General features: G+C 61.6%; 10 protein-coding genes and 2 pseudogenes. 4 read left to right on the forward strand and 8 right to left on the reverse strand.

Features of this window, described 5'->3' with window-relative positions:
• Positions 1-363 precede the first annotated feature (363 nt).
• Positions 364-927, forward strand: a complete 564-nt coding sequence (locus OKW43_RS00680) for a YSC84-related protein (RefSeq protein ID WP_187639377.1) — start codon at positions 364-366, stop codon at positions 925-927.
• Positions 928-1415: 488 nt separating this feature from the next.
• On the opposite strand, the pseudogene OKW43_RS00685 reads toward OKW43_RS00680, so the two are convergent.
• From OKW43_RS00685 to ribA, 4 genes and pseudogenes are all read right to left on the reverse strand, one after another.
• A pseudogene (locus OKW43_RS00685) lies at positions 1416-2331 on the reverse strand (IS91 family transposase); the annotation flags it as partial.
• A gap of 849 nt (positions 2332-3180) precedes the next feature.
• Positions 3181-3414 carry a helix-turn-helix transcriptional regulator gene (locus tag OKW43_RS00690; protein ID WP_018420897.1) on the reverse strand — a complete coding sequence of 78 codons (234 nt, stop codon included), beginning with the start codon at positions 3412-3414 and terminating at the stop codon, positions 3181-3183.
• A gap of 548 nt (positions 3415-3962) precedes the next feature.
• Positions 3963-5237 carry a tyrosine-type recombinase/integrase gene (locus OKW43_RS00695; RefSeq protein WP_429444566.1) on the reverse strand — a complete coding sequence of 425 codons (1275 nt, stop codon included), beginning with the start codon at positions 5235-5237 and terminating at the stop codon, positions 3963-3965.
• Positions 5238-5459: 222 nt separating this feature from the next.
• Positions 5460-6110 (reverse strand): GTP cyclohydrolase II, encoded by a 651-nt coding sequence (gene ribA, locus OKW43_RS00700; RefSeq protein ID WP_187637864.1) that lies wholly within the window; start codon positions 6108-6110, stop codon positions 5460-5462.
• A 343-nt stretch (positions 6111-6453) separates the two neighbouring features.
• Between ribA and OKW43_RS00705 the strand changes: the two genes are divergently transcribed.
• Positions 6454-6912 carry a CBS domain-containing protein gene (locus tag OKW43_RS00705; RefSeq protein ID WP_187637827.1) on the forward strand — a complete coding sequence of 153 codons (459 nt, stop codon included), beginning with the start codon at positions 6454-6456 and terminating at the stop codon, positions 6910-6912.
• Between the two features lie 271 nt (positions 6913-7183).
• On the opposite strand, the gene OKW43_RS00710 is transcribed toward OKW43_RS00705, so the two are convergent.
• From OKW43_RS00710 to OKW43_RS00720, 3 genes and pseudogenes are all read right to left on the reverse strand, one after another.
• Entirely contained in the window at positions 7184-7525 is a 342-nt protein-coding gene (locus OKW43_RS00710; protein WP_429444569.1) for a DUF4148 domain-containing protein, read from the reverse strand.
• Positions 7526-7821: 296 nt separating this feature from the next.
• Positions 7822-8373, reverse strand: coding sequence for a DNA-3-methyladenine glycosylase (locus tag OKW43_RS00715; protein WP_429444571.1), 552 nt, complete (start codon positions 8371-8373; stop codon positions 7822-7824).
• A 64-nt stretch (positions 8374-8437) separates the two neighbouring features.
• Positions 8438-8623, reverse strand: a pseudogene (locus tag OKW43_RS00720) (DNA-3-methyladenine glycosylase); the annotation flags it as partial.
• 267 nt (positions 8624-8890) lie between these two features.
• On the opposite strand from OKW43_RS00720, the gene OKW43_RS00725 reads away from it, so the two are divergent.
• Entirely contained in the window at positions 8891-9250 is a 360-nt protein-coding gene (locus OKW43_RS00725; protein WP_429444573.1) for a BON domain-containing protein, read from the forward strand.
• Positions 9251-9439: 189 nt separating this feature from the next.
• Complete coding sequence (locus tag OKW43_RS00730; protein ID WP_429444575.1) at positions 9440-10522, forward strand: calcium:proton antiporter; 1083 nt, start codon at positions 9440-9442, stop codon at positions 10520-10522.
• 34 nt (positions 10523-10556) lie between these two features.
• Here the strand turns inward: OKW43_RS00730 and OKW43_RS00735 are convergent, their stop codons facing one another.
• Positions 10557-11450: a LysR substrate-binding domain-containing protein gene (locus OKW43_RS00735; protein WP_187637832.1), complete on the reverse strand. Its 894-nt coding sequence runs from the start codon at positions 11448-11450 to the stop codon at positions 10557-10559.
• Positions 11451-11577 lie beyond the last annotated feature (127 nt).

An 11577-nucleotide genomic window follows, 5' to 3' on the forward strand; every position in this document is an offset into this window, starting at 1 on the left:
GGTCGTTGGCAAGTGTGCACGGATCGTTTCGGCCTTGAAACGGGCGCCCGGGATCGCCTCGCGGCGATCCGTCATCGGTTCGACTGGCTCGTCACCGGCCAGATCGTGCAGCCCGATCCGGCAGCCTGGTGCGCAGCCCCGGTCGCCACGACATCAACCCGGCGAGGCGAACCGATTCTAGCGTTTGACGATGGCGGAGCGCGGTCTATCGCCGATGCACACGACGATCCTGCGCTCTGTGAATCGCTACACGCCGGAGCGATCCTGCAAAGTATTTTTGCTGCCGCTGGCATGATCGACAATAATGGGTGGGGGGTATGTCACGGCAGTGCTTGAACGCGATCAATCCATGGAGAACATATCATGCTCAAACGTCTGATATTGATGCTCACGGTCCTACTGATGTTGCCTATTTCTGCTGCTCGGGCCGACGAATATACGGACACCCTCAACCTATTCAAGAACGCGGGAGAAAGCGGCAGTCTTCTGCATAGTGCCTATGGTTATGCTGTGTTTCCGAAGATTGGCAAGGGAGGGGTCGGTATAGGCGGTGCCCATGGGAAGGGTCGCGTCTATGAGAAAGGGAAACGTATCGGCGATACATCGATGACTCAGGTCACTGTGGGCTTGCAACTTGGCGGCCAAGTGTACAGTGAACTCATTTTGTTCGAGGATGAACGAGCCCTCAAAGAATTCACCAATGGTAACTTTGAATTCGGCGCAGATGCCAACGCGATCGCGATCACTGCGGCGGCTGGCGCGCAGGCAGGCACGACGGGCACGTCTACTAACGTAAGTGGCGGCAAGAAAGATGCCAAAACGACAGGCGCCTATCGAAAAGGCATAGCTGTGTTTACAGTGGCCAAGGGTGGGCTGATGTACGAGGCAAGCGTTGGCGGCCAGAAGTTCTCTTACACGCCTCGTTGATTTTCGCCGAGTGTTAAAGGTAGGCCATTGAAAGGCCGAAACTTGCGCGAAAGAGACGCATGAGTGTCCGCCGAAGCGAAAGCATGAAAGGCTGCAACTGGCCGGCTGCTGCCTGACGTCGAGGGGCGGCACGCGTTAAGGATTAATCGACGCCTGCCCTCATTCACATGGCTGCGCGCGTGCTGCGGCGCGTGCGGGCAGGCGTCGATTAAGCCTCGAGGGAGGAAACCGCGGAGTGGTCCGTGGAGGTCGGAAGCTTGCATGGCTATGGCGATTGATAGCCCGGCATCCTCAGCCGTGCCCGGGCAAGATGGTCAAAACGTGAGGCTGGACTGGCCTAGGCACCTGGACGATGGGGTCCATTTGCGCGATGGCGAGCGTGAAGTGGATGTGCCTGAGACGCCATGAGGCGCCATGCGCAAACGTCCGCTCGTAGGCCGCGTTGCCGCAAAGCCGACGTTGGTCTGGTAAGCACAGAACCGTAGCGTTCATGTTGCGCCCCGCGACATTGGTGGTGCCCGAATGGGTGCAGTGCGCGCGATGATATCGATGATGATCATCGGGGCACCGCAGTGCCGGCATATGAAGGTAGGTTGGGCCTGGATGACGGAGTCGTCGGATGGCGGGTCGAACCGCGGCGCGACGTGCAGCAGGTCGCGCACCTTCGCGAGATTCGCGCGGCGCACCGGATTGGCGAGCAGTCCGTAAAGGCGGATGCGGTGGAAGCCTGCGGGCAGCACATGAGGCAGAAACGGCGCATGAACTCGCTGGCCTGCAGCGTCATGGTCTTGTAGCGTGTGCGCCCCGTCGCACGGTAATCCTTCCAGCGGAACGTCACGCCGCGCTCATCAAGGGCGAGCAGACGCTGGTTGGAGATGGCCACGCGGTGCGTGTAGCGCGACAGGTAGGCGAGCACCGCTTCAGGTCCCGCAAAGGGGCGCTTGGCGTACACAAACCACTCGCAGGTCCGCAGCGGTGCCAGCCACTGCGCAAAGGCGGCGCGATCGGCGAGCGCCGCATACTCGCCAAAGAACTGCAGCTGGCCGCGCCGGTGGGTATCGGTGAGCGCTTCAAGGAAGCGACGCCGGAACAGGCGCGAGAGCACGCGCACCGGCAGGAAGAAGCCGGGACGGCAGGCAATCCAGCGCCCGCCGTCGGACGACAGCCCCCGCCAGGGACGATGCCGTGTACGTGCGGATGATGCGTGAGCGCCGAGCCCCAGGTGTGCAGCACGAGCGTGGCACCTATCTGGGCTCCGAGGTGGCGGGGATTGGCGGCGATCGTGCGCAGCGTGTCGGCAGCGATGTCGAACAGCAGCCCATAGATGACGGTCTTGTTGTACCAGGCGATCGCGCTGATGGCGGCGGGTAGCGTGAAGACGACGTGGTAGTACTCGACGGGCAACGTCACCTTTATGACTTGCGCACGACTTCGCCGTCGCGGGACAGAAGCGTGGCCGCGACGATATCGTCGGAGAGACCAATGTCCAGCGCGCCTTTCCCCGAGCTGAAGAGTCTGTTCGCCGTCGCGGCGTGCGGAGCCACCCGGGACGGAATAGCGTCCTGTGGGATCCAACATTTTTGCGTATACAAGTCAAGTGCGCATATACGCCATAAATCGACTATCTTTTTGATTTTAAATCAAACACTTGAACTTCACATTCGAGTCCTCTCCTGAGCCCAGCGGCAAAGGTCTCGTACGACGGCCATGGATAAGCGGATCGCGCTCGGCTAGTTCGAGGTCGAGCAAACCATGCTGCGATGGCACGACACTGGTCGGCAGATGAGGCGCTGTTCATCGCGTCAAGAGTATCGTGAGGACGACCGCCTGGATCGCACCGCCGTCTCAGTTCCGGCCAAGAACCGCTTTTCCTTCAGGTTCGATGCGAAGTTAGCGATTTTTGGACACGGATCGGACACGGGGTGGGTGGGTGCCATGCAACGCTTTCGCGGGAAACCGCGAGAGTCCCGCCCCTGCGCTCCCCCGAAAGACGCTTCAATGCTTATCTGCTCTCAGGTTCGCCCGGCAGCATTCGAAAGCGCTTGCGAGGCTGAGGCGACGAGCCATGGGTGATTCCTGCCCGTCGCAAGGTTGGCGGACCCGCGTGCCCGCGCAGCGTTTCGGCGCAGATCGGCGACCCCCATCTGTCCCATCCCCGGCGAGTGCCATCTACAAAACAAACGACGAATTTGCGCTCACGCCCTTGGCTTGGCAGCCGGCAACCGGACGTGTCACGATTTACGACGCATATCGTCAACATTTTCGAGCAACCTGCCTCTTCTTAGCACCTGAATTTTCTGGCGGCAGGAGCTTAGCGACTGGGCGTGTGTCAGCCCAGTACTGAACCTCACGTGCGAGCCACCCTATCCTCCGCCCCGATAGCAACCGTGGCTCTGGAAACGTTTTCTCGCGAACCAGTTGCTGTACGGTCGACGGTGACAGAGAGAGGGCCTGAGCCACTTCTTTCAGAGAGAGACAGATTTTCATGGCGGCTTAGCCTTCGTCGGTTTCCGTTGGATCTTGACTACCGTCAATAGGACCGAACTGACGATGTGCGGCGATTCATCTTTGCGCTTGGTGTACTTCAAAACTTAATACGCGGCGTTAGGTGTAGCAAACGCACCGGAGAAACAAAAATGCCATTTTCCCGCCCAATTGCCAAATGAGGCGCTTCCCGAGACTACCGGGAAATACCATACGCTACACGACGCCAGGTCGAAAACTGCTTAACGCTCGTTTCCTGGCGTTGATCCTTCTTATTTCGATGTTCAACGGCGCTTCACTTTCGTCGGGCTGCGTTGGAAGAACGAAGGCTCGCGCTGTTCACCGCATTTCCAGACTGATCGCCAGCCCATACCCGTTGATAGCGGTTTGTGAAATTGTTCGATCGGAATCCACGAGAGGTGCACGGCGGCCGCAGGAAGGACTCGAGCCGTTGAAGCGCCCGCCGCGACGTCGCATATTTACTCGCGCAACATCGTCTAACCACCAGCAAGCAATTTTGCCCTGCGTCGAAGACCGGCATAGAGACCGTGTTACTTCCTTGGAGGATATGTCGCCGCGATCTCTTCCAAGCGATGCGACAGTTTCGTGAGCCACTCGCGCCGCTCTCTATCGTAGGTATGCCGGTTATAGATACCGATGATTCCAGGCTGGACATGACCGAGGACGGCCTCGGCGATTTCGTTCGGACAACCAAGTGTTGCAAGCAGTGTGCGGGTCGTGCGTCGAAGATCGTGGGCGGACCAATGCGTCACGGGTAGTCGCGGGCGATCATGGTTCGGTGCGATTTTGCAGTACGGCTGATGATAGTAGACGCCGTGCTGGACCACGGTCTGGCCCATCGTCTTCCCACGCGCCGAAGGAAACAGAACCGTCCCCTTTGCCTGATCGAGCCGTCGCCGCACAATTACTTCGGCGCGGCCCACGAGCGGCACTCGCAGATCCGTTGCTTTCTCGTTATTAAGGCCCTTTGTCTTTTGTTTGGGAATCGTCCACCAAAGACCATCGCTTTCGTCGGCGATCTCGGTGCTCTCCATAGCGACAATCTCGCCCCCTCTTGTGCCAGTCCACAGGTAGAGCGTCAATGCATCGGCGACAGTCAAGCTGAAATTCGGCAGCCATCGCATCAATGTGCTCAGTTCCTCTACCGAGAGCACCCTCTTTTGTGTCCCGGTATATTGGCCCTCGACCTTGCGCCCTTTGCTCTTCAGTCGCCCTCTTAGAACTTCCTTCCACCAGTTAGCGGTGTTTTCAGGAAGACGACCAGCATCGAGCGCGTAGTGCCAGGCACCGCCAAGCTCCATGCGAAGGCGAGCTGCGAGCACTGGAGTCGACCGATATGATTCGAGCAGATCGAAAGCCGCGGCGCGCGTGATGGTAGCCGCAGGCTTATCCGCGATAGGCCCTAACATCGCTTTGAAGATACGTGCGACCTCGACTGCACCTTTGGTCTTCCGGTTGACTTCTACATGCCCCCGCAGATAGTCGCGGCACAGTTGTTCGACGGTGTAATTGTTCGGTGATGGACGAGTAGCCTCTGCTTCCGTCATTCGACGCAGTGCGGAAAGCTCGGCGCCCGAGTCTCTCTCGACGCGGCTCTTCTCCCACGCGGCGATGGCTCCGGCAAACGACATTGCTGGCCATTCACCGAGCTTCACTTGCCGCATGCGGCTATCGACCGGTGACTTGTAGCGATACGTCCACGATTTCCGGCTCGTAGACGCTTGCAAGCGCAGTCCGGGAAATCCATCAAAGGTCATGTGATCGCCGCTCGGCAGTGTGGCTGCGGCACGTGCATCGAAGCGCATTCTTCCCTCGGCGTAGGTTTTTCTGAGGGAAGAATATCCGGCGTAGGTTTCCTTGGCAACGCCGAAAAAAACCTACGCCGACGTTGCAAGTTTAGACATACGGAGACAAGCGTCGATGTGCCGACTGGCGCCGCCAATAGGAGTTCTTTCTGTTTTATTTTCAACCACTTGCGGACTACTTTGGCTCTCCTTGGGAGACCGCAGACAGATCCCGGCTTCGCGCTATTCGTTCTCGTCGAAGTAATGCCCGAACTTCAGCTGCTTCGTACGGATATACCGCTCGTTCTCCTCGCGCATCGGAATCGCCAGCGCGACTCGCTCGCACACCGGAATACCGTGCTTCGACAGCGTGTCGAACTTCTCCGGATTGTTGCTCATCAGCCGCACCGACGTGACCTTCAGCGTGCGCAGAATGCCCGCGGCCGAATCGTATTCGCGCGAATCGTCGGGCAGACCGAGATCGAGGTTGGCTTCGACGGTATCGCGCCCCTGCTCCTGCAGCGCATACGCGCGGATCTTGTTCGACAGGCCGATGCCGCGTCCTTCGTGGCCGCGCAGATACAGCAACACGCCGCAACCCTCGGCCGCGATATAACGCAGCGCGAGATCGAGCTGCTCGCCGCAGTCGCAGCGATAGGAGCCGAGCACGTCGCCCGTCAGACACTCCGAATGCAGGCGCGTCAGCACGGACGACTGGTTGGCGACCTCACCCATCACGAGCGCGAGATGTTCGGCGCCGCTGTCGACCACGCGAAACACATAGGAAGTGAACGTGCCGTAGCGCGTGGGCAGCGTGGCGGTGGCGTCGAGCACGACGCATTCGCCGGTGACGGCGCCGTCCGCTGCGGGCGATGAATCCTGAGACGTGAGCATGGCGTTGAACAATGGTGCTGGCATGAACCCGGGCGAGCCGGGGATAAGGTGTGGACTGCGAGTTTACCGCTAATCGGCATGCCGCACGCGGATGCCCCTTCGCGGCCACGGGACGCTGCCCCCGCAACCAGCCCCCGCAAGCACACACACGACACCAGCACGACACACGGAACACGGGACACGACAGCAACCGCGCGAAACGCGCCAATCCAGCGCGCATCGTCCGGCGTGCCCCAGGTATTCCCGGTGTACCGCGGGCGCAGGTCGCGCCTATACTTGAACCGCCTGTCCCTCACGACAGCGCGCCACTTCGGCGTGCTGCACTGCGAAACGGAGCCGCTCCATGACAAGCGTTGCACAGCTTCTTAAAACGAAACCGAACCCCTCCGAGGTCTACACGATCGGCGCCGACGATTCCGTCTACGAGGCGATCCGGTTGATGGCCGAGAAAGGCATCGGCGCGCTGGTGGTGACCGACGGCGATAGCATCGCCGGCATCGTCACGGAGCGCGACTACGCGCGCAAGATAGTGCTGATGGACCGGTCGTCGAAGGCGACGCCGGTGCGCGACATCATGAGCAAGGCGGTGCGCTTCGTTCGCCCCGACCAGACGACCGAAGACTGCATGGCGCTGATGACCGAGCGGCGCATGCGTCACCTGCCGGTCATCGACAACGAGCGGCTGATCGGCATGGTGTCGATCGGAGACCTCGTGAAGGACATCATCGCGGAACAGCAGTTCACGATCCAGCAACTCGAGTTCTACATTCACGGCGAACGCATTCACGGCGAACGGCCCTGAGATGGAGCGCGGCGTTCGCTGATCGACAGCGTATCGATCGTCGTTGCGGGAGCGGATGCAAAAAAAGCCCAAACCTCGAAAAGCTTGGGCCAAGCTACCTTGCGGCAGCGGAGGTTCCTTCGGAAAGAGGAACGCAACGCGCGCACGGAAGACACGCTCGCGGACGCATCGGTGCGGCACGCTCGATTGAAAACAGTACCAGGTGAGAAACGCTGTGTGCGCCGTCAAAAGAAGCGCACACAGCGTCGTGGTGCCTGCTTGGTTACCGAAATTAGTTACCGAAATAGACGCTCTTCGCGCCGCTCATCGGCTGCGTCATGCTGCCCGCTTGCGACGACCCGCTCATCGGCGCACCGTAACCGCTCGTGTCAGCGGTCGGGCGGGTTTGCGCGACAGCCGGATTTTGCGCTTGCACGCGCTGTTCGGCGGCCTGGATGTCGGCTGGATAATTCGGGTCGCTCGATGTCGCCGGGTTGTAGCCCGCGTGCTCCACTTGGATCAGTTCGCTGCGGACTTCCGCGCGGGTAACCGGCTGCTGGCTCGACTGCGCGAACGACATGACCGGCGCGGCGAGAACGGCTGCAATAGCAACTGCCTTGATCAGCGATTTCATGATGACTTCCCTCCAATGTGGTTTTATCTGCACCGCGGACACCGTGGGGTGCACCGCATAAGTTCAGTCTAGTCACCGCATCGCCAAGGGAAAACCCTTAATTGCGAGATAGAAAATTGTTTCATTCGCAATAATGACGGGGAACATCGTCGAACGCGTCGGTTAGCATGATTTTCCCGTAACAATTGTCGGGATCGTAACCTTTGCGTCTGATGTTTCCAAAATACGTGTGGGCTAAGAAAAATCCGCTCCATGCCCGCGGAGACGTCTGAATTGACGTACGCGCGTGGCCGCTGTCATGCGCCCGAATGCGGAATCGTCAGTAGCTTGCGCGGTCCGCTGACGAACGAGCTGCCCGGCTCGAAAAATCGCAACGGCCGGTGCATCTCCCGCGACAGACCAATGCGCGTCGTCACGCCGATCGGTGCGTCGCCGGTCTCGATCACGCCGATCCATAGCCCCTGTCCCGTACACAGATCGCGGCCGTCGAACGCCTGCCCGATGCCGAACGCCACCGTCAGCCGGCCGGGTCCGCGCGCGAGATCGCGCAGCGGCACGCCGGGACGGCGCGCTTCGATCAGCGGGAGTCCTTCGAGCGGTTCGATCGCGCGCAGCAGGATGCCGGCGCCGACCTCCTCCGCTTCCGATGACATGTTCAGCATGTACGAGACCCCGTAGGTCAGCCGCACATACGCATGACCGCGCGCGAGGAACATCGACCCGTTGTACGGACGGCGTCCCGTGAACGCATGGCTCGTCGAATCGCCGAGCGGATAGGCCTCGGTCTCGACGATGCGTCCGCTGAGGCGTCCTTCGGGCAGATCGTGCACGAGGTATTCGCGGCGCAACGGTCAGCCGCACATACGCATGACCGCGCGCGAGGAACATCGACCCGTTGTACGGACGGCGTCCCGTGAACGCATGGCTCGTCGAATCGCCGAGCGGATAGGCCTCGGTCTCGACGATGCGTCCGCTGAGGCGTCCTTCGGGCAGATCGTGCACGAGGTATTTGCCGACCATGAAGCGCGCGAGCTCGACCGTGTCGACCGGCAGATCGTCGCGGCGCAACGGGCGGATGGGAAGAGGCTCGTTTCGCATGCGCTGGTTTCCTGAAATCGATCCTGAAAAGGCAGATCGGCAGATTCGTTGTGCCGAAGCCTCATTTTCTCCGCCATCGAAGTTAACATGGCACTAATTGTTGTATCGTGTGCTTCCGGCCGGTCACACGGCCGTTTGCATGTTTCGGCCGCAAGCGTTCGCACGACTGCTGTAACCGTTCAATTCGCATTGCATCCCGCTGTACCCGCTGGTGAAAAAATGCCCCATCCGGGGATCGATGTTCCTACGACAACAGGAGATGGTTGAATGAAAGCATTCTCGGCAATCAAGATGATCGGCGGCGCGCTGGTCGTTCTCGCTTCCCTCAATGCGTACGCGCAGAGCAGCGAGGCGGCCACGTCCGCAGCGCCGGCGGCAACGACGCCGAGCGCCAAGCAGACCCGCGCGGCCAACCGCGCGTTGCAGCGCAAAGTCCGCGCCGCGCTCGCGCGTACGAAGGGCGTGACCGTCGGCAACATCACCGTGCGCGCACGCGACGGCGCCGTCACGCTGGAAGGCTCTGTGCCGGAACAAGCCCAGATCGAACTCGCGACGAACGCTGCTCAGGGCGTGGCAGGCGTGACGTCGGTGAAGAGCGCACTGACGATCCGCGCGATCGGCCAGTAAGCGGGTCGAACAGCTGAAGAAGTTGCGGTAAAAGCAGCAAGCTGGCGTCGACGACGAAACCCTCGCCCGACGCCAGTTCCCTCACCGGTCCCACCCTCCGCCGTCGCCCTCCGCCCTTATCATTTAATGGCTTAACGCCTGTCGTTAAGACATTACTTCAACCGGCACGCGCACCGAAAGGAAGCCCGCATGACTTCACCCGCGACTGTCTTGCCCCGCTGGACCGTCGGCGCGCCGATCCTTAGCTGGATCGTGCTCGGGGCCGCCTACGCAATCCCAGGCAACGCACTGCTGCTCGCGCTGGTCGGCGTGTCGCTATGCGCGGCCGTGTTCGCCGCCGTCCATCATGCCGAAGTGGTCGCGCATCGCGTCGGCGAGCCGTTCGGCACGCTGGTTCTCGCGGTCGCCGTCACGGTGATCGAGGTGGCTCTGATTGTCTCGGTGATGCTGACGTCCGGGCCCGAGAAAGCCGGCCTCGCGCGCGATACGGTTTTCGCGGCGGTGATGATCGTCTGCAACGGGCTCGTCGGGCTGTGTCTGCTGGTTGGCGGCATCCGCCATCGGGAACAGGACTTTCAGAGCCGCGGCGCGGCGGCCGCGCTGGCGGTGCTCGCGTCGCTGTCGGTGCTGACGCTCGTGATGCCGAATTTCACGACCACCAGCCCCGGGCCGGTCCTGTCGGCGTCGCAGCTCGCGTTTGCCGGTGTGTCGTCGTTGGTGTTGTACTGCGTGTTCGTGTTCGTGCAGACGGTGCGCCATCGCGACTACTTCCTCGCCGGCGTGCCCGACGAAGACGTCCATGCGGAGCCACCGGGCGCGCGCCTCGCAGCCGTCAGCGGCGTGCTGCTGCTCGTGAGCCTCGTCGCGGTCGTGCTGCTCGCGAAAGTGCTGTCGCCCGTGGTCGAATCCGCGGTGCTGAGCGCGGGCGCGCCGCCGGCGGTGGTCGGGATCGTGATTGCGTCGCTCGTGCTGTTGCCGGAAGCGTTTGCGGCGCTGCGCGCGGCGCGCGCCGATCGTCTGCAGACCAGCCTGAACCTCGCGCTCGGCTCGTCGCTGGCGAGTATCGGCCTGACCATTCCCACCGTCGCCGGCGTGTTCCTGTACATCGGTCAGCCCATCGTGCTCGGCATCGACGGCAAGGACATGGTGCTGCTCGCACTCACACTGGTGGTCGCGACGCTGACGCTCAGCACCGGACGCACGACGATTCTGCAAGGCGCGGTGCATCTATCGCTGTTCGCGGCCTATCTGTTTCTGTCGTTCGCGCCGTGATGCGATGCCGTATCCGGCGCAGGCGGACGCCGCCTCAGTCTTCCCAATGCTCGGCGATCCAGTCGCGGAACAGATTCAGCTTCTGCTGTTGCGCGACCGCGTCCGGATACACGAAGTAATAACGCCAGCCGGTCTTCAGCACGGTATCGAACGGCCGCACGAGGCGCCGGGCGGCGACGTCCTCGTCGATCAGCGCGAGATCGCTGATCGCGACGCCGAAGCCCTGCGCGGCGGCGTTGGTCGCCATGTCGAGCGTATCGAAGCTCGGGCCGAGTTCCGCGTCGATCGTGGCGGCGCCCGCCGCATCGGTTTCCGCGATTTTTGCGAGCCACATCCTCCAGTCGCGATGATCGCGCGTCGGATGCAGCAGCGTGTGGCGCGCGAGATCGGCGACCTGCGCGAGCGGCTTGTCCTTTAGCAGCTCGGGCGTGCAGACCGGCGTCAGACGTTCCTCGAACAGCGACACCGCCTGCACGTCCGCACCGGGCGACGAACCATAGATGATCGCCGCGTCGAACGGCTCGCTCTGGAAATCGACGTCGTGCTGCCAGGTGGTCGTGATCTGCACGTGCAGATCGGGATAGTCGGACTGGAAGCGCATGATCTTCGGCAGCATCCAACGCATCACGCAGGTCGGCACCTTGAGCGCGAGATCGGTGCGCTGCCTCGTCAAGCGCAGCGACATTTCCTCGATCCGCGCGAAGCTCTCCTTGACCGCCGGCAGCAGCATTTCGCCCTCGGCGGTCAGCGTCAGCCCCTTTGCGTGCCGCTTGAACAGCGGAAACTTGTAGTACTCCTCGAGCGCGATGATCTGCCGACTGACCGCGCCTTGCGTCAGGCAAAGGTGATCGGCGGCACGCGTGAAGCTGCGATGGCGCGCGACGGTTTCGAAGATCTGCAGCGCGTTCAGCGGCGGTAGGCGTCGCATCGGATGTCCAGGATCAGAAAAAATCATTGCGTGGCTGGAGCAGCGCCCGCCGCCGCCCTGCAGTCAACCCCACAGCATACGCGATCGGCCCCGCGCGCACGAGCCGGTGCGTGGGCAAACCCGCATG

It is taken from the genome of Paraburkholderia sp. WC7.3g, assembly GCF_050436345.1.
In the GTDB taxonomy this organism is placed as follows: Bacteria; Pseudomonadota; Gammaproteobacteria; order Burkholderiales; family Burkholderiaceae; genus Paraburkholderia; species Paraburkholderia podalyriae.